Origin of the sequence: Kibdelosporangium philippinense, from assembly GCF_021390435.2 — a bacterium.
In the GTDB taxonomy this organism is placed as follows: Bacteria; Actinomycetota; Actinomycetes; order Mycobacteriales; family Pseudonocardiaceae; genus Kibdelosporangium; species Kibdelosporangium philippinense.
This window is the reverse complement of the sequence record NZ_JAJVCN010000001.1, coordinates 1,298,223-1,316,209: the sequence shown is the minus strand read 5'-3', so window position 1 is coordinate 1,316,209 and position 17,987 is coordinate 1,298,223. Positions and strand designations below refer to the sequence as shown.

The 17,987-nt window shown below is 65.0% G+C and carries 15 protein-coding genes; 10 read left to right on the top strand and 5 right to left on the bottom strand.

The genetic code is table 11. From position 1 onward, the window contains the following. The first annotated feature begins 42 nt into the window (after positions 1-42). The gene (locus LWC34_RS06025) at positions 43-504 is read left to right on the top strand and encodes an SRPBCC family protein (RefSeq protein ID WP_233723476.1); all 462 of its coding nucleotides are present in this window, start codon (positions 43-45) and stop codon (positions 502-504) included. A gap of 21 nt (positions 505-525) precedes the next feature. Then, on the top strand, positions 526-1,107 hold the full coding sequence (locus LWC34_RS06020; protein ID WP_233726373.1) for a dihydrofolate reductase family protein: 582 nt from the start codon (positions 526-528) through the stop codon (positions 1,105-1,107). Here LWC34_RS06020 and LWC34_RS06015 read toward each other — a convergent pair. Continuing rightward, complete coding sequence (locus LWC34_RS06015; RefSeq protein ID WP_233723474.1) at positions 1,091-1,816, bottom strand: TetR/AcrR family transcriptional regulator; 726 nt, start codon at positions 1,814-1,816, stop codon at positions 1,091-1,093. The genes LWC34_RS06020 and LWC34_RS06015 overlap by 17 nt on opposite strands. Before the next feature lie 73 nt (positions 1,817-1,889). On the opposite strand from LWC34_RS06015, the gene LWC34_RS06010 reads away from it, so the two are divergent. Next, positions 1,890-3,329, top strand: a complete 1,440-nt coding sequence (locus tag LWC34_RS06010; protein WP_233723472.1) for an FAD-dependent monooxygenase — start codon at positions 1,890-1,892, stop codon at positions 3,327-3,329. Here LWC34_RS06010 and LWC34_RS06005 read toward each other — a convergent pair. After that, complete coding sequence (locus LWC34_RS06005) at positions 3,326-5,020, bottom strand: PIG-L family deacetylase (protein ID WP_233723470.1); 1,695 nt, start codon at positions 5,018-5,020, stop codon at positions 3,326-3,328. The genes LWC34_RS06010 and LWC34_RS06005 overlap by 4 nt on opposite strands. 87 nt (positions 5,021-5,107) lie before the next feature. On the opposite strand from LWC34_RS06005, the gene LWC34_RS06000 reads away from it, so the two are divergent. Together LWC34_RS06000 and LWC34_RS05995 are read left to right on the top strand one after the other, a co-directional pair. Continuing rightward, positions 5,108-6,082, top strand: a complete 975-nt coding sequence (locus LWC34_RS06000; protein WP_233723468.1) for a glycosyltransferase family 2 protein — start codon at positions 5,108-5,110, stop codon at positions 6,080-6,082. Further along, positions 6,079-8,181, top strand: a complete 2,103-nt coding sequence (locus LWC34_RS05995) for a putative glycosyltransferase family protein (protein ID WP_233723466.1) — start codon at positions 6,079-6,081, stop codon at positions 8,179-8,181. The genes LWC34_RS06000 and LWC34_RS05995 overlap by 4 nt, the downstream gene beginning before the upstream one ends. Here LWC34_RS05995 and LWC34_RS05990 read toward each other — a convergent pair. Further along, positions 8,121-9,020, bottom strand: coding sequence for an LLM class flavin-dependent oxidoreductase (locus LWC34_RS05990; protein WP_233723464.1), 900 nt, complete (start codon positions 9,018-9,020; stop codon positions 8,121-8,123). The two genes, LWC34_RS05995 and LWC34_RS05990, sit on opposite strands and share 61 nt — an antisense overlap. Positions 9,021-9,156: 136 nt before the next feature. Between LWC34_RS05990 and LWC34_RS05985 the strand changes: the two genes are divergently transcribed. After that, a complete protein-coding gene (locus LWC34_RS05985) occupies positions 9,157-10,314 on the top strand; it encodes an alpha/beta hydrolase fold domain-containing protein (RefSeq protein WP_233723462.1) in 1,158 nt (385 codons plus the stop codon). 573 nt (positions 10,315-10,887) lie between these two features. After that, positions 10,888-14,115 carry a S8 family serine peptidase gene (locus LWC34_RS05980; RefSeq protein WP_233723453.1) on the top strand — a complete coding sequence of 1,076 codons (3,228 nt, stop codon included), beginning with the start codon at positions 10,888-10,890 and terminating at the stop codon, positions 14,113-14,115. Positions 14,116-14,160: 45 nt separating this feature from the next. Here LWC34_RS05980 and LWC34_RS05975 read toward each other — a convergent pair whose 3' ends face one another. Both LWC34_RS05975 and LWC34_RS05970 read right to left on the bottom strand, forming a co-directional pair. Beyond that, entirely contained in the window at positions 14,161-14,883 is a 723-nt protein-coding gene (locus tag LWC34_RS05975) for a hypothetical protein (protein WP_233723451.1), read from the bottom strand. An 87-nt stretch (positions 14,884-14,970) separates the two neighbouring features. Then, positions 14,971-15,447 (bottom strand): MarR family winged helix-turn-helix transcriptional regulator, encoded by a 477-nt coding sequence (locus LWC34_RS05970; protein ID WP_233723449.1) that lies wholly within the window; start codon positions 15,445-15,447, stop codon positions 14,971-14,973. Between the two features lie 84 nt (positions 15,448-15,531). Between LWC34_RS05970 and LWC34_RS05965 the strand changes: the two genes are divergently transcribed. Genes LWC34_RS05965 through LWC34_RS05955 form a run of 3 tightly spaced genes read left to right on the top strand, consistent with a single transcriptional unit; the run spans position 15,532 to position 17,982 of the window. Then, positions 15,532-16,575: an LLM class flavin-dependent oxidoreductase gene (locus LWC34_RS05965; protein WP_233723448.1), complete on the top strand. Its 1,044-nt coding sequence runs from the start codon at positions 15,532-15,534 to the stop codon at positions 16,573-16,575. After that, entirely contained in the window at positions 16,568-17,611 is a 1,044-nt protein-coding gene (locus tag LWC34_RS05960) for an LLM class flavin-dependent oxidoreductase (protein ID WP_233723446.1), read from the top strand. Before LWC34_RS05965 ends, LWC34_RS05960 begins: the two co-directional genes overlap by 8 nt. Beyond that, the gene (locus tag LWC34_RS05955) at positions 17,608-17,982 is read left to right on the top strand and encodes an NADPH-dependent F420 reductase (protein ID WP_233723445.1); all 375 of its coding nucleotides are present in this window, start codon (positions 17,608-17,610) and stop codon (positions 17,980-17,982) included. Before LWC34_RS05960 ends, LWC34_RS05955 begins: the two co-directional genes overlap by 4 nt. Positions 17,983-17,987 lie beyond the last annotated feature (5 nt).

Below are 17,987 nucleotides of genomic sequence, written 5' to 3'. Positions count from 1 at the left end.
CGTCGCCAAGGTGAGAGACCCCCAACTCACCGGAGGCACACGATGTCCGAGCACGTCAGCGCCACATTGACCCTCGACGCACCAGCCACGGCCGTGTTCGCCGTACTGGCGGACCCGACCACCCATGCGGCGATCGACGGCACCGGCTGGGTTCAGCGACCAGCCGACCGCGCGCCGCTGACTCAAGCCGGGCAGCTCTTCCGGATGGACATGTATCACGCCGACCATCCGGGCGGCGACTACCAGGTCGTCAACAAGGTCGACGTGCTCGACGCACCGCGCGCGATCAGTTGGCTGACCGGGTACGACGAAGGCAACGGTCCGGAGTTCGGCGGCTGGATCTGGCGCTACGACCTCGCACCGCTGGGCCCGTCCGCAACCGAGGTCACGCTCACCTACGACTGGTCAGCCGTCCCCCCGAACATCCGGGAATACATCCAGTTCCCGCCATTCAGCCCCGACCACCTCGGCAACTCGCTGCGCCACCTGGCCAAGCTCGCCTGATCAAGGAGAATGACCATGACCATGACCGCGACCTACACCTTCGACATCTTCAGCAGCCTCGACGGGTTCGCCGCGCACCGCGGCGACTGGGGCGGCTACTGGGGCAAGCAAGGCCCCGAACTGCTCGCACACCGCCTCGATATGTACCGCAGCGAGGGACGGATGGTCTTCGGGGCCAACACTTATCGGGATTTCGCGGAGTTGCTGGGCTCGTACACCGAGGAGCTCGATCCGTGGGTCACCCGGATGCGGGACATGCCAGCCACGGTCGTGTCGAGCACCCTGCAAGGCCCACTCGACTGGCCGGACGCGACCGTCGCCAGCGGTGACGCCGTCGACGTCGTCGCCAAACTCAAGCAGGAATCCGATGTCCCGTTGCGGTCACACGGAAGCCTGTCGATGAACCGGTCGCTGATGGCCGCTGGCCTGGTTGACCGCGTCCAGGTGACGGTCTTTCCCGTGATCACCGGGCAGACCGGACTGCGGCCGATCTTCCAGGACGCGGCCGATTTCGACCTCGAACTCTTGGAGAGCCGCACGCTCGACGGCCGCACGCTGGAGCTCGTCTACCGGCCCACCCTGCACGTCAGTCAGGCAGGCTGAGGTTCATCCGGTGCGCGACACCGTCCAACAGGATCAGCAGGCCGTGGCGGAACCGGTCGTGGTCGGACATGTCGCCGAGCAACTCGGGAAACACGTCGCGTGGGTCCCTGCCGCCGAATAGTTCCCGCGTTTGCGGGAACTGTCCGGTGGCCAGCTGGGACTGTCCAAACCGGACAGCGGACTCGATGTCGCCGTCCGAGGTGATTTCCGCCGCGCGCAAGGCGTTGCCGCGCACGTAGTCGTCGACCAAGGCAAGCAGCGCGAACTTGTCGGGCGCGGCGAGTCCGGTGTCGGCAATGGCGGCGAGCGACTGTTCGAAGTGCCGCATGGCATTGGGACCGGCCTGCGCGTTCTGCAGGGAATGCAACGCCCATGAGTGGTGCACCAGCACTTCCCACGTGCGCGTCGCGACCATGGCGAGGGCGTCGTACCAGTGCGACGGCAGTTCGTCGGCCGGGATCAGCACCTGGTTCATGATCGCGTCGTCCATCAACGCGATCAGCTCGTCCTTGGTGCGAACGTAGTAATACAGCGTCATCGTGCCCGCGCCCAGCTCACTCGCGATCCGGCGCATCGACACCGCGGCGAAACCCTCGGCGTCGGCGACGGCCAGCGCGGTCGACGCGATCTGGTCGCGGGTGAACTTCGGCCGGCGGGTGCCGGGCTCCGGACGGGTCCAGATCAGTGCGTCGTCTTCGCCGCTTGCCACTCGTACACCGTACCGCTAACGTTATTAGTACGACGTACGACGATTTGGTACGTTATACGAACAGGAGACGGTGATGACCGATGTACTCATCGCCGGCGCGGGCCCGACCGGGCTCACGCTGGCCTGCGAACTCGCGGTACGCGGCGTGGACGTGCGCGTCGTCGACCGCGCGGACAGGTTCTTCGGCGGATCACGCGCCGACGGCATCCAGCCGCGAACCCTTGAGGTGTTCGACGATCTCGGGATCATCGACCAGATAGTGGCCAGCGGCGATCTCGGCACGGTGATCCGCGCCTACCAGGGCGACAAGGTCGTCTGGGAAGGCCAGATGACCGCACCGACCGACCCAACCCCGGCCGTGCCCTACCCCAACACCTGGTTCGTCCCCCAATTCCGGACCGAGGAAATCCTTCGCGAGCGGCTGGCCGCCCTCGGCGTGCGGGTCGAACTGAGCACCGAACTGCTCGATTTCACCCAGGACGCCGGTGGCGTGACCGCGACGCTGAGTACCGGCACGACACGCGCCCGGTATCTGGTCGGCGCGGACGGCGGACACAGCACGGTCCGCAAACGCCTCGGCATCGCGTTTCCCGGTAAGACAGACGAATCCACCGCGATGCTGTTCGCTGACGCGCGAGTGGACGGCATCACCCACGACCACGGCCGCATCTGGCAAGCAGGCGACGCCAGCGTCTCGGTGACGCCGCTGGCAGGGACCGAGCTGTTCTTTGTGGTCACCCAGCCACCGGACAACCAGGATGAACCCGTCCGCGACTACCTCCAGCGACTGGTCACCGAGTCGTCCGGCAACCCGGACATCCAGATCGGTGAGGTCACCTGGCACACCACCTGGCGATCCAACATCCGCCTTGCCGAGCGGTTGCGCGACGGCCGGGTTTTCCTGGCCGGCGATGCCGGACACGTGCATCCGCCGACCGGCGGGCAAGGCATGAACACCGGCATCCAGGACGGCTACAACCTCGGCTGGAAACTCGCCGCAGCGCTGGCAGGAGCCCCGGACATCGTGCTGGACAGCTATGAATCCGAACGTCTCGCGACGGCCCGCACCGCGCTGGACATCAGCACCAACCTGCTGGAGAAGCACAGGCGCGGCGACGAAGACGCCCACGTGCGTGGCCCCGAGGTACATCAGCTCACGCTCAACTACCGCGGCAGTCCGCTTTCCCACGACGACCGTGCCATCCCCGGGGCTCTCCGGGCCGGAGACCGCGCGCCGGACGCACCGGTGACCACAGCCGATGGCCGATCGACAAGGCTCTTCGACCTGTTCCGTGGTCCACATTGGACGCTGCTGGACTTCAGCGCCGCGCCCACTATCGCGTCCACCGTGGCGAAGGAGGCAACGGAAACCGTGGTTGACAGTGAGGGACACGTGCAGGCCGCATACGATGTGGCCGACTCGCTGGTGCTGATTCGCCCTGACGGCTACATCGGACTCGTGACAACCGACAGCGAGCAGCTTTCCAAGTACTGGGCCGCAATCCATGGCTAACCACGGAAAATGTGTACCTGCCCATCCGGGCTCAGGACGACCACGTCCGCACCCATGGCCGCGGGCTGATCGAGCATCTGTCCACCTAGGTCACGCCGGCCCGCCCGACTGGTGACCGCGATTCCACCGGCCGAGGTGCGGACGAACACCGCTCCCGAGGTTGTGACCGTCGGATTTCCCGGTCCGGAGAATCCGGACAATACCTTGTCCCCCAACGCGATCTCGCCAGTGTCGGTCCGGTAGACGACCGCGATCCCGCCTGGCGTCAAGGCAGCCGATGGCGGTCCCGCAGGTCGCAGCGAGGTGAACCCTGGGTCCAGCTTGTCGGCATGCCAATGCAGCACCTTGTCCCTTGTGGACGCGTACACGTCGTCCCCGGCGAGCGCGAGGCCATCCTGAAGGTCAGTGCCGCCAAGGTCTGTCCATCCGCGACTGGGCCGCCACACGCTCAATCCACCGCGCCCGTTCTTCACGTACACAGCTTTTCCATTGGTGACAGGGGAACCGATCTGCGTGCGGTCACCGGCGAAGTGGTCGTGCGGATTGCCGAGCGACTGCCATGATCCGTCGATCAACGCCAGGATCTGGTTGTCAGTGGCGCGTTTCGCGACCACCCAGCCGCCAGCGGCGGACACCGCTTGGTTGAGCGGTCCGTCTGCCCACGGCATCGGAGCCCAGGCTTCGCCGGGACGGCATGCGTACAACTGTCCATTCATGACAACGTAAGCACGACCATCCATGGCCCACGTCGATCCGCGCGGATAGCGCTGATACATCGCGGGCAACCATACGTCGTACGGATACCCCAGACTCACATCCGAGTCATGCGGTACGTAGGCACCAAAGATGTCGATCTTGTCTTTCCGGTCGGCAGTGGACAGATTGGGCGGCACCTCGGCGAGGTTGTAGTCCCGGTAGTTCTCGTGAATGAACCGAGGCCCTTGGTACAGGCGCGAAGCAGCGTCGGTGAACAGCGCGGCAGCAACATGGTCCGGATGGTCGTGGTACGGTATATCGTCCTTGCGCAACCGCTTGTCCGGGTTGGGATCCTGCGCCCTGACCACCGTCGGCCCGAACCGCTCGAACAGCTTCACCAACAACTGAACCACATCGGAGTGGGTGTAGAAGTACTGGCGCGTAAGGACTCCACCGGTCGGCATGAGGGTTCCGACGCGCAGTTCGTCCCGATCGTCTTTCCACAGCCGCACGAACGATCGGCGTCCGCCGACGGCGACGGGATCATTGTTCTCCGGCAGATTGACGAAGACCACTTGGACCTGTGGCCGTTGGTGCAAGGTATACAACTCGACCGAGTGTCTCGGGTCGACGTCCAGCCGCTCGGCACGCCAATCGTTTGCAACGCCAGCCATTCGCGCGTAGGCTGCGCGGGTGCCCGACTGCCGCCGAGCGGCGTACGCGGCCGCATCCGGTTTGTCGGTCTCGCCCGCGGTGAGATAAATCCCGGTGGTGGGATCTCCGGCCCTGATCCCCGCGACCAGATCCGGATTCATGAAGATGATGTCGTCATCGGGATGCGCGATCACCTGGACGTACCTGGCCGGTCCCGCGATCGCAGGGGGCATTCGCTCCGATGTGGACGAAAACCCCATCAATATCACGGCGAGCACCATGGCCGCCACCAAACCAAGCCATGAGCGGACATCCCGGCCACGATCGGCCAACGTCGTCATGACAACGACATTGCCACAACTTCGTTGGCAACCTTTTTCGCATCAGCGGCGTCTATATGGTCGGGTGACGGGCAAAGGGGAAAACGGATGCGGCTTTCCGTTGTGGTGCCGTGCTTCAACGAGGAGAACGGACTCGCGGGTCTTCATGCGCGGCTGAACGACGTCCTTCCCATGGTCACGCACGATTTCGAGATCGTCATGGTCGACGACGGCAGTTCCGATCAAACGCTTGCCCGGATGCGGGAGCTCGCGTCGGAAGATCCGCATGTCCGCTATGTCGCGCTGAGCCGTAACTTCGGCAAGGAATCCGCGATGCTGGCCGGACTGTCGCATGCCGATGGCGATGTCGTCGCGATCATGGACGCGGACCTGCAACATCCGCCCGAGTTACTCGGCCAGATGATCGAGTTGCTCGGCAAGGGCTACGACCAAGTCGTTGCGCGACGAAACCGCAAAGGCGAGAAACGGCTGCGGGCGTTGTCGTCGAAGGCGTACTACAAGATGATGAATCGCCTGGTGGATGTCCGGTTGCGGGACGGGGAAGGCGACTACCGGGTGATGACGCGCAGGGCGGTCAACGCCTTGCTGTCACTTGGCGAATACAACCGGTTCTCCAAAGGGCTGTTCGCCTGGATCGGTTTCGACACCGCGGTCATCGATTACCAGAACGTCCAGCGCTGTACCGGCCAGACAAAGTGGACATTTCGAAAGTTGTTGAACTACGGCATAGACGGGGTCGTGTCGTTCAACAACCGCCCGCTGCGGCTGGCCGTCTACCTAGGCCTGATCGTGACGTTGCTCGCCTTCTTCTATGCCGGGTACGTGGTGGTCGACGTGCTGGCCAGCGGCGTTGACGCGCCTGGATACGCCACGTTGATGGTCGGCGTCTCCGTCCTCGGCGGGCTGCAGTTGCTGTTCCTCGGGATCATCGGCGAGTACGTCGGCCGGATCTACTACGAGTCCAAACGCAGGCCGCATTTCCTCGTCAAAGAGACAAGTGGGACGCCGCACGCGGCGTCGTTGCGCGTGTCGTCCGGCAAGGAGCACGAGGCGAATCAGTGAGTTCCTTGCTCAACCGGCGGTGGGTACCGCCGGCGATCCTGTGCGTCCTTGTGGCGGTGCTGGCCATGGTGCCGTTCGCCCGGGCCCACCTGTTCTACCTGGCCGACGACAGCGCGGCCCAGTTCGCGCCGATGTGGCATCGGATAGGCGAACGATTGCTTTCCGGCACCCATCCACTGCTCGATCTGGACTCGTGGCAGGGCGGAAACCTGGCCGGGGAAGCCCTGTTCGGCCTGTGGAACCCGGTGAACCTGGCTGACTATCTCCTTGTCACCCGGTTCGACGACCTGGCGCTGGCCGCGGCCGTGGTGAAGACCCAGTTCCTGGTGATACTGGCGCTCGGCGTGTACCTGTTGTGCCGGGAATTCGGTGCGTCGAGGTGGGCGGCGTTCGCACTGGGTTTCGCGTTGCCGTTCAGCGGTTTCATCCTGTTCTTCCAGGCAAGTACGTGGGCCGCTGGGCTGATGACGTTCGCGTGGGTGCCGTGGGTGTGGTGGTCTGGGCGTAAGGCCGCGGCTCGGACGCTGCGTCCGGTGTGGGCGTTCGTCTTTGGCGCGCTGTGTATCACGGCTGGCAATCCGTATGGCGTGCTGGCGATCCTGGCCATCTACATCGGACTATACGCCGAGTTCCGCAAGCTTCGGGTCGTCCTCATCGGACTGTCCGTTCTTGCCGTTGTGCCGTTGGTTTTCCTGCCGCTGATCGGTGCGGCTTCGGTCGGCAGCCGCGGCGGCATGGTGCTCTACAACTCCGGCATGCTGCAGCCAGGCATCGGTGACCTGCTCGCGATGAGCATGCCGGGCCATTCGCCACTGATGAAGGTGTTCGACCCGTCGGACATTCGCTTCCACGTTCCTGCGACTTACTTCGCGTGGTTCGCCGTGCCAGTGCTCGCATGGCTCGACTGGACAGTGCTGCGGCGGCGCAAGCGCGAACTGATCTCCGCCTTTGTGGTCAGCGGTGTGTACCTCGCGTTCTGTCTGGCGCCGTCGAACTTGTGGATGTTCCGCTGGCCGCTGCGCAACATCGAGGTTTTCCTTCTCGGTCTCTCGGTGCTGCTTGCCGTGTTGCTGTCCGGCGGGCTACGCACGGATCACCTGCGCCGACGAGCAGCGATCACCGGTGGCGCGTTGCTTGCTAGCACTTATCTTTCTGTCGCGTCCTACCCGAAGGTCGCCGTGCATCACGTGATTGGCGCGCTCCTACTCGCTGGGTTGACCGCGTTGCTCATTCTGGCGGCGCAGCGCGGTAATTCCCGTTGGATGGCAGGCGTTCTGACGGCAGGAACGGCCGTGGTGCTCGTGGTGCAGACCACATGGTCGCCGGTCAACGTTTCGGTCACACAGATCTATCCGACCCCGACTGTCCACGTGCCATATGTGGGTACCGTCGCACAGATCGCCGACGTGGCCAAGGAGCCTCGGGATCGTTTCCGGTTCGGCAACGGCTACGCGGCGGCCGGGGTGCCGAGCCTGATGGCGTACACCGGAATCGCCTTCCTGAAGTACGAGAACGCGTTGTGCGTGAACCACCGGCAGACATGCGCCGAGGGATACACCAGATTGTTCACACCGGTTCTTGGCGACCTCACGATCGCGGACCTGACCCGCGTGGAAACCGTTGTGGTCCAACGGGCGTTGGTCAACGCGCCACAGCCACAGCCGGGCTGGCACGTCGAATCAAGCGATGACGAGGCCATAGTCTTGCGCAGGGACAAACCCATCCCATTCCCTGACGGGCGAGTCAGCGCGTGGTCGTCGAACCTGACTGTGCTCGAGGACACAATGGATGGTGCACGGTCTGAACGCGTCCGGTTCCACGGCGCCGGAACCCTCACGTTCGCCCGGCTCAACTGGCCCGGTTACCGTGCCGAGATCAACGGCAAGCCCGTGCCAGTGCGCGACGGTCCGGCCGGACTGCTCACTGTGGACGTTCCTGTCGAGGGCGAACTCAAACTCACCTGGGCGCCACCGGGACTGCCTGCCGGGATCGTCTGCGCCTTGCTTGGCCTAGCGCTGGCGTGCGGGTTGGGGCTGCGTCAACGCTGGAGCAGTCGGACGACTTCGGGCGCCACCTCGCGCGCGAACGCGGTGACCTGATCGGTCGACGGCCGCTCCGGCCAGAACACGAAGGTGGTGAACGGCTGTTCGGTGCCAAGACGCGCCAGGAACTCCGCCCACTGACCGGCCGTCGCGCGCACAGGTTCAGCACCATTCGTGACCCGCAGTGTGCCTGGCGTTTCCGTGATGGTGCCGACGACCTGCGCGATCCGCCGTACCTCAGAAGGCGTTCGGCCTGCGGCCGCAGCGGCTTCGTCGATGATCCGGTTGGCTTCGGCCCATTTCTCGTACGCCAGGTACTGGGCGAGGGGTGCGGCCCAGCCGTCGGCGATGGCGCCGGTGAGGGCAAGCGCTTTCGGCCCCTGACTGCCGGTCCAGATCTCGATCGGGTGCGCGGGCACAGGCCCTGGCCGCGCCCCGGCGATCGAGTAGTACTCGCCGTTCAGCCGGACCGGCGCCGATCCCTGCGCCCACAGCGCGCGGAGCACGGCGATCGCCTCACGCAACGCCACGTTCGCCTCACCCGGGCTGCGGCGCGGCACTCCCATGCGGGTGATGGCGTCCCAGTAACCACCGGCGCCGAGCGCGAGCTCGAACCGTCCACCTGAGACGATGTCTAGCGCGGCCGCGGTCTTCGCAAGGACCGCGGGCGGACGCAGGGGAAGGTTCGCGACGTCCGGGAAGACGCTGATGTTCTGGGTGGCCGCGAGCAGGTCGCCAGCGACCACGAACGTGTCAAGGAAGTCGGACACGTACGGGTGATCCTGAATGCCGATGAGGTCGAGACCGCCCTCGTCCGCGGCAACGGCCAAGGCCCGGTTCGAAGCCACATCGGTGCTCGGCGCGATGGAGACACCGAAGCTCAGACCGTCACGCACAGCACACCCCGATCTAGTCACGATTGATGACTGTCATAAAATTTACCATATGCTGGAATAGGCGAGCGGCTTGGGAAGTTCTCTGGACTGTCACACCTACTGACTACATGGCCGGTACGCGAACAAGGAGTTGACGATGTCCGTCATCGAGATGACGACCTTCACAGTGACCCCAGACAACACATCGGCCATGCTAGCGGCACGTCAAGGAATGGTGGCCGCATTCAAGGCCGACCGACGCGGCTTCCGCTCCGCTCGCCTTGTCCGCGTCGACGAGAACACCTGGCTCGACTTCGTCGAATGGACAGACGACGCAGCATGGGACGAATCAAAGGCCAAAGGCGGCAACCTGCCCGCGATCGCGACGTTCTTCGGCACAATCGACAAGCTGGTGAGCTCCGAGCGAGGCGTTCGCTACGACGACGCCCATGACAGCAAGGTCCGAACCATCGCCTACGGCCCCGAACCATCCCAGGTCGGCGAGCTGTACCTGCCGGAGGGCGAGGGCCCGTTCCCAGTCGTGGTCGTCACGCACGGCGGCTACTGGACTGCGATCTGGGACCGTCGCCAGATCACCGACGTCGTCGACGACCTCCTCGCGCGCGGCTATGCGGTGTGGAACATCGAATACAGGCGCGTCGGCGAACCCGGCGGCGGCTGGCCCGGAACGTTCCTCGACATAGCAGCGGCCATCGATGCCCTTGACGGCATGGACCCGGCACTGGACACGAGTCGCGTCGTACTCCTCGGCCACTCGGCGGGCGGCCACCTCGTCACCTGGGCAGGCCATCGCGGTGTCCTGCCGCCCGAGGCCCCCGGAGCCAACCCCAAGATCACCCCAATCGGCGTAGTCACCCTGGGCGGAGCGCTCGACGTGAAGACCGCCGACGCCATCACCCTCGGCACGGTCCTTGCAGACCCGGACGCCGTGCATCCGAAGGACGCTCCTGACGCCGCCCGGCCCGAGGTGTGGCCCGTGGTCGCCGAGGCCGTCGGCGATGGGATCGTGAATCTGCTGCTGGGTGGGCGGTTCGAGGAGCAGCCCGAGCGGTACGCCTGGGCGGCGCCGATCGAGCTGCCGAACGCCGGTGTGCCCGTGCTGGCCGTGCATGGCACAGGCGATGAGGCCATTCCGGCCGAGTGGAGCCGCCGGTACGTGGAGAAGACGAATGCCGAGGCCGGAAATGCTCGTTACGTCGAGGTCGAGGGCGGCACGCACTTCGACGTCGTGCACCCGACCCATCCCGTGTGGCCGACCGTCACCGAGTGGATCCGCGAAGCTGTCACCCGCTGAAGGGCGGGCGGGAAGGTCCAGCAATGCCAGGAACTCCAGGCTCGGGACTTGGCCGAGCCTGGAGCCGGGCACGGGCCGTGGACCTGCGAATATTTTGCGACTGGCATAGGCAGGTCGACATTGGGAGTGACTGCGCAGACGAGGCGTGGCCACAGCGCGGCGGTCAAGGGTGCAAGTTTGACTCCGACGACCCGAATGCGGCGCGAGGGCCGAGTTAGGTGCGTTCAACGCCGCGAAGGTGGCCTTCACGGCATGGCAACCCGTGACAGATGAGGCTGATGTGACATGTGTGCCCGATGAGACGGCTTCTTGTCCATAGTGGACCTTGATATGCCCGCAAGCGGCCGCGCGTGCACCTTCTTAAGGTCCCGACATTGGCATCTAACGCGTCAACGGAGGCCCTCGCGCGTTCAACGCCGCGAAGGTGGCCTTCACGGCATCCCACCCGCGGCCTTCGCAAGGCCTGGACACTGTCGAGTGGCAAGTTCTTGCCACTCGACAGTGAAAGAAATGCCCGCTTGGAACAAGCGGTGGATGAGCGCGCTCTCACTTGACAGGACAAGGGTTTGCGCGGTGAGTGGGACACCCCCGTACGACGTCTTGTGGACTTCCCATGACGGCCGTTACGTTCCGGCGAACCCTGCTCACCTGGAGGTACCCGTGCGCCGTTGGCGTAGTGGCATTCTGCTGTCCGCATTCTTGGCGTTGACCGGTGTTCCCGCGGTCGCGCACGCGTCACCGCAACCGTTCGATCCCGCCGACGCGGTCACCCTGATCACCGGCGACAAGGTCGTTCCCAGTGCCAACGGCGGCGCGGGCTATCTCCTGCCTGGGCCTGGCCGGGAACGGCTCAGATTCACCACGTACCAAGCCGACGGGCACACCTACGTTTTCCCGTCCGACGCGATGTCCTTGATCGCCAACAAGGTCGTCGACCAGCGCCTCTTCGACATCACCGCGCTGCGCGCCTATCGCGGCACGATCCCGCTCATCGTCAAGTACGACGAGGCACGGCGCCCCACGGGCGGCCTCTCCGCCATCAACGCCACTGCGATCAAGGCTGATCCCACGCAGTTCTGGCAGAGCATGACGGGTCCGGCGCTGAAGTCGAGCGGTATCGCGAAGGTCTGGCTCGACGGGAAACGGCGCGCCACACTCGACCACAGTGTCCCGCAGATCGGGGCACCGACCGCGTGGGCCGCGGGCTACACGGGCGCTGGCACGACCGTCGCGGTGCTCGACACCGGTGTGGACAACACGCATCCGGACCTCGTCACGCAAGAGATCGGTGGCAAGAACTTCACCGACTCCCCCGACGATCTCGACCACTATGGACACGGCACGCACGTGGCATCGATCGTCGCGGGCACCGGCGCCAAGTCGGGCGGGAAGTACCGTGGTGTCGCCCCTGGCGCGCGGATCCTGGACGTGAAGGTGCTTGACGACTCCGGGTCCGGCGCCGACTCCGGGATCATCGCGGGCATGCAGTGGGCGGCCGAACAGGGCGCCGACATCGTCAACATGAGCCTCGGCGACTTCGACACTCCCGAGGTCGACCCGCTCGAAGAGGCCGTGAACACGTTGTCCGCCAAGTACGGCACGCTGTTCGTGATCTCCGCTGGCAACTACGGCCCGGTGCCCGGCACGATCGGCTCCCCCGGTGCCGCCGACGCCGCGTTGACCGTCGGCGCGGTGGATCGCGACAACCAGATCGCCGAGTTCTCCTCACGTGGCCCGCGTAAGGGCGGCGGGATGATCAAACCGGACATCACCGCGCCAGGCGTGGAAATCGTGGCGGCCCGGCACGCGGACGGCCGGATCGGCACCCCTGTCGACGACGGCTACACGGCCGTTTCTGGTACGTCCATGGCCGCCCCGCACGTCGCCGGTGCGGCTGCCCTACTGGCCCAACAGCATCCGAACCTGCGTGGCGACCAGCTCAAGGCGATGCTCGTGACCGCCAGCACGCCGACGCCAGGGCTGACGCCGTTCGAACAGGGTGCAGGGCGCGTGGACTCGGCGAAGGTGCTCACCCAGACTGTCACCAGCCAGCCGATCAGCCTCAGCTTCGGCCAGCAGCAATGGCCGCACACCGGCAAACCGGCTGTCACCAAAGAGATCTCGTACGCCAACAACGGCACCAGCACGGTGACCCTTGAGGTGAAGATGGACACCAACGGCGGCGTGTTCAGCGTTTCGCCGTCGCGCATCACCATCCCTGCCGGTGGCACCGCCTCCGCCACCGTCAGGGCCGAGGTCAGCACCACGCCGAACGGCGGCACCTTCGGCGGCGCGGTGGTCGCCACCAGCGGCACGACGTCTGTGCGCACTGCCGTAGAGATCGATCTGGAGGTCGAGAGCTACGACGTCACGATCACCGCGCACGACCGAAACGGCGGCGTTCCTGGGTACACGAACGTGTTCCTGACCAATCTGGACACCACGCAACTGGTGATGCCGCGTGACTTCGCTGACGGCAAGGTAGTTCAGCGGTTGGCAGCGGGCCGGTATCTGCTGTCCGGGTCGGTGTGGACAGACGAGCCGTACGCCTCAGACGTGATCAACGCACCGAACCTGCGTGTCGACGGGCCGATCACGATCGACCTCGACGCCCGCAAGGCCAAGCCGGTCGACATCAAACTGCCGGACGCCAACGCCCAGCTGCAGCAGACGCAGTTCGGGTTCGAGCGGATCGCCGGAAAGAACCGGTGGACGATCACCAGTTTCGACCGCGGCGGTGACATCAGCACTGTCGGGTTCGGACAAATCGGCCCGGACGCGCCAGCCAACGAAGCCACCGGTCAGCTCGCGATGAACTGGACGAGCGGCACCGACAAGTACGCGCTGGCGTGGTTCCGCAAGGGCGGTGTCCACACCGGATTGTCCAAGGTGATCACACAGAAGGACCTCGCTACCGTCAACGTCGATCTGGGCAAGCGGATCCCCGATCCTGCCTACATTGGACTGACGTCATCACCGCACAACGCCCGCGCCGACTGGGGCCTCGGAGTGCTGACGCCGGTCGGACCCGGTGTGCACAAGGAGTTCTACGGCGGTGAGAACGCCGACTGGGCCCGTCGCCTGAGCCTGCCTGGCGAGAACTACGAAGTGTTCTCCGGCGCGGTGAAGCACTACGCGCCCGGCCGGACATACGCGGAGTCCATGCACCAAGGCGTGTTCGGGCCCGCGTTCCCGGACACAAAGGACGATCTGTGGGTGCAGCAACGCGGTGACCTCATGGTGATCGCGATACCGCTGTTCAGCGATGGCACCGGGAACGCCGGATGGTCGGCGACTTCGTCGGCATCGACGAAGCTGTACCGCAACGGGGAATTGCTCGGCCAGAACAACGAGGCAGGCTCCGGCCGGTTCGTCATTCCGGCGGGCAAGGCGACGTACAAGATCGTCACAGAGGCCACCCGCACCGGCCACGACCAGGCCACAAAGGTGGCCGGTACCTGGACATTCCAAGGTGACAGCAGCACCGGCGTCGCCCAGCATCCGGCGTCCGCGATCCGGTTCACCCCGAAGCTGGACGAGAACGCGGCAGCCCCAAGGGGCCTGTTCCTGCTGCCGGTGACAGTGGAGAACCAGCCAGGAACCACCTCGAAGCAGCGCCTGCAGACGGTCCAAGTGTCCTACGACAAGGGCACGACTTGGCAGAACGCTCCGCTGATCGGTGGGTACGCCATGCTGCACCACCCGGCGGACGCGAAGTCGGTGTCGTTGCGGGCCACCGCAGCCGACCGGGCGGGCAACTCCGTCGATCAAACCATTATCGACGCGTACTTGCTGCGTTAGTCGCGGGCGTGTGGGGGCGTTTCGGCGCCTCCACACGCGCGTCGATCACGGCATCCCCTCAACGAGGGTGTCAGCGTCCTCTGTGAACACGACGAACTCACGGATCTGGTCGCCGTCGAGACGCACGACCTCCCAGCCGCGTGCTTCGCCCGCGATCGGGTTGACGATGGTCCACTGCCACAGGACGGCGTGATGGTTCTCCATGACGCCGTCGATTTGCGCGAGCAGCGGCTGCGCCATCGTCAACACCTGATCGGTGCGGGCGGCGATCTCGGCGCGCCCGGTGAAGACACTGACCTTGTCGGCTTCGAAGAAGCGAACATCTTCGTGGTAGACCTGCGCTATCACCTCGCGCCGGTCATCCGGATCTTCGAGCGCGAAGGCCTCAAGGTGCCTGCCGAGAATCACGCGGATCCGGTCGGTGCCGGATTCGAAGCTCAGCCGCAGATCGGAGATCCGTCCGGTGTCGTCGAGGCTCGTGACAGCGCGGCCGCTTGCCGTGAACTCCTTGTCGTGCAGGTCCACGCCACTCTCTTGCCATTGGGCCACAAGCCTGTCACGGGTTTTCTCGACGATCGTCCACTCGTGACGCGACGACTTGCGACGGCCGATCACGCTGCGGTGCAGTCGGCCGATCCAGTCGTGCCCACGCGCCACTTCGCCACCGTAGATCGCCAACGCGTTCTCGGTGAACAGCTCGTTGATCCCGTCGACCCCGGTGTCCGAGTCCAGCAGCTCGAAGTAGTGATCGAGTGATGTCTTGGTCATTGCTGCCGCCTTAGTTCATCGTGTGCGCGTTCCCTTTCCACGCCTTGACGTAACCAGCCGGTTGTTCACGATCCATCTACGACAGGTTCACGACGATCTGTTCAGGTGGGCCTGCAGTGCCGCCGCGATCTCGCCGACGGCGGCGATCTGCTCCGGCGTGAGCGCGTCCACGAACAACTCGCGAACCGCGGTGAGATGCGGGACGGTCGCGGCCCGGAACATGGCGGCGCCCTCGTCGGTCAGGACAACCTCGGAGCCCCGGTTGTCCGTTGAGCAGTCTTCGCGCCTGATCAGGCCGCGTCGCTCCATCCGGCCGAGGTGGTGTGACAGGCGGCTGCGTTCCCAGCCGACGTGGTCCGCGAGCAGGGATGAACGCAGCCGGTGCCCGTCCGTCTCGCTAAGCGCGAGCAGTACCGAATAGTCGCCTGAGGACAGCGCGGATTCCGCCTGCAGCCGTGTGCCGAGTTCGGACCGCAGTGCTTCCGACGTCTCGATGAACACTCGCCAGGCTTTGAGCTCCGCTGTGGTCGGGAGCACCCTGCGTCGTCGTGTCGTCCTGGTCACGGCTCCTCCTGTTTGACATGTCAATTGTATCGACGCATGATTGGCATGTCAAAATTGATACGTCAATCATCTGGAGGGGCGGCCATGAACGACTTCGGGTTCGGCCTCAACTCGTTCGGCGAGGTGGCCACGGATGGTGCACGTGAACTGACCGACGCGGAGACGGTTCGGCTCCTTGTCGACGAGGCGCGGCTCGCCGAGTCGGTAGGTCTTGATGTCTTCAGCGTCGGCGAGCATTACCGCGAAGGACACAACGACAGCGCCACGCCCGTGCTGCTCGCCGCGATGGCGACCGTGACCAGCCGCATCAAGCTGGGCACGACGGTGACAGTGCTGAGCACGAACGACCCAGTCCGGCTTTATCACGAGTTCTCCACTGTGGACGCCGTCTCAAATGGACGCGCGCAGCTGGTGCTCGGCCGGGCATCGGCGACCGAATCGTTCCCGCTCTTCGGCTACAACCTCGCTGACTACGAGCAGCTGTTCGACGAGAAGCTCGACCTGTTCATGCGACTGCAGCGCGAGGACCGCGTGACCTGGTCTGGCACAACGCGTTCACCGCTGGTCAATCAGCGGCTGCATCCACAGATGAGGCCGGGCGGCATTCCCACGTGGATAGGCGTGGGCGGGAGCCCGGATTCCGTGGTGCGCGCTGCCCGGTATGGCCTTCCGCTCATGCTGGCCATCATTGGTGGACGCCCACAACGGTTCGCTCGTCTCGTGGAGCTCTACCACGTCGCGCTCAAGCAGTTCGGAAACCCGGTGCAGCCGATCGGCATGCATTCTCTCGGCCTCATCGCGGAAAGCGACGAGGAAGCCGTGGAGACCTGGTGGAAGTACTGGCAACCGGTCGTCGCCCAGATCGCAGCCGAGCGCGGGTTCTACAAGCCGGACAGGGAACGCTATCTGGCCGAGATCGACGGCGGCGCGCTGTTCGTCGGCTCCCCGGACACGGTCGCTCGCAAGATCGCGCTCATGGCGCGTGACCTGCGGCTGAACCGCTTTGACCTCAAGTACGACATCATGCACCTGCCGCGCGCTGCCCGTGCGCGAACGATCGAGCTGTTCGGCCGTGCGGTCGCGCCGCGGGTGCGCCAGCTGCTCACCCAGGAGCCATCCCATGTCTGATCTGGTATTCGGCCTCGACACCTTCGGCGATGTGCCGCAGGACGATTCGGGCAAGTTACTGAGCCACGCGGCGGCGATCCGGCAGGTCGTCGACGAAGCCGTGCTCGCGGACGAGACCGGGGTGGACGTGATCGCGCTTGGCGAGCACCACCGCCCCGAGTTTTCCATCTCCACGCCAGAGACAGTGCTTGCCGGCATCGCCACTCGGACCTCACGTATCCACTTGGCATCCGGTGTGACCGTGCTCAGTTCGGACGATCCCGTACGCGTGTTCCAGCGCTTCGCGACAGTCGACGCGTTGTCCAACGGGCGAGCGGAAGTCATCCTCGGCCGGGGTTCGTTCACCGAGTCGTTTCCGCTGTTCGGCTACGACCTGGCAGACTACGACGCCCTGTTCGAGGAGAAGATCGAACTGTTCGTGCGGCTGCTCGACGAGCAACCCGTGACGTGGAGCGGAAAGTTCCGCCCGGCACTGGAAGATGCGGACATCTATCCCAAAACGGATTCAGGGCGGCTGACAACCTGGGTCGGTGTCGGTGGTTCACCCCAATCGGTCGTCCGCACCGCCCACTACAACCTGCCGCTGATGCTCGCCATCATCGGCGGGCCCGCGAAAAGGTTCGCTCCGTACCTTGACCTGTACAGGCAAGCCGCCGAACAGTTCGGGACGACCGCGCACCCGGTCGGTATGCACTCCCCCGGCTTCATCGCCGACACCGACGAACAAGCCCGCGAGGTCTATTGGCCGCACTACCGGGTCATCCGTGACCGGATCGGCCGTACGCGAGGCTGGCCGCCAATCAGCATCGCGGAGTACGACCGTGAGATCGAGCACGGCTCGCTCTACATTGGATCCCCGGACACCGTCGCCCGCAAGATGGCTCGCGCGATCAAAGAACTGGGAGTCGGCCGGTTCGACCTGATCTACAGCAGCGGATCCCAACCAGCCAGCGCCCGCATGCGTGCCGTAGAACTCTATGGCACAAAGGTGATTCCCATGGTCCGAGACATCTTCGCGAGTACGGAGACGACATGACCAGCACGATCGGTATCCTCGGCGCGGGCAAGGTGGGGACCGTCCTCGCCCGCCTCGCGCTCGCCGCCGGTTATCGCGTCCTCATCGCAGGCTCCGGTGAACGCAGCAAGATCGCGCTCACCGTCGAGGTCCTCACCCCTGGCGCGGTCGCCATGACCGCACCAGAAGCCGCGGCCGAAGCCGACATCGTGATCCTCGCACTGCCACTGGGCAAATATCGAACGATCCCGGCCGCGGAGCTGAAAGGCAAACTCGTCATCGACGCGATGACTACTGGTGGGAAGTCGACGGAATCCGCGACGACCTCAACGACCCGCGAACGTCCTCAAGCGAGACAGTCCAGGCCTATCTGGCCGAGTCCCGTGTCGTGAAAGCC

Excerpts from the sequence above, each read along its gene's own strand:
- LWC34_RS06025 (WP_233723476.1), top strand. The coding sequence starts at position 43 with ATGTCCGAGCACGTCAGCGCCACATTGACCCTCGACGCACCAGCCACG.
- LWC34_RS06020 (WP_233726373.1), top strand. The coding sequence starts at position 526 with ATGACCGCGACCTACACCTTCGACATCTTCAGCAGCCTCGACGGGTTC.
- LWC34_RS06010 (WP_233723472.1), top strand. The coding sequence starts at position 1,890 with ATGACCGATGTACTCATCGCCGGCGCGGGCCCGACCGGGCTCACGCTG.
- LWC34_RS06005 (WP_233723470.1), bottom strand. The coding sequence starts at position 5,020 with ATGACGACGTTGGCCGATCGTGGCCGGGATGTCCGCTCATGGCTTGGT.
- LWC34_RS06000 (WP_233723468.1), top strand. The coding sequence starts at position 5,108 with ATGCGGCTTTCCGTTGTGGTGCCGTGCTTCAACGAGGAGAACGGACTC.
- LWC34_RS05985 (WP_233723462.1), top strand. The coding sequence starts at position 9,157 with ATGTCCGTCATCGAGATGACGACCTTCACAGTGACCCCAGACAACACA.
- LWC34_RS05975 (WP_233723451.1), bottom strand. The coding sequence starts at position 14,883 with ATGACCAAGACATCACTCGATCACTACTTCGAGCTGCTGGACTCGGAC.
- LWC34_RS05965 (WP_233723448.1), top strand. The coding sequence starts at position 15,532 with ATGAACGACTTCGGGTTCGGCCTCAACTCGTTCGGCGAGGTGGCCACG.
- LWC34_RS05960 (WP_233723446.1), top strand. The coding sequence starts at position 16,568 with ATGTCTGATCTGGTATTCGGCCTCGACACCTTCGGCGATGTGCCGCAG.
- LWC34_RS05955 (WP_233723445.1), top strand. The coding sequence starts at position 17,608 with ATGACCAGCACGATCGGTATCCTCGGCGCGGGCAAGGTGGGGACCGTC.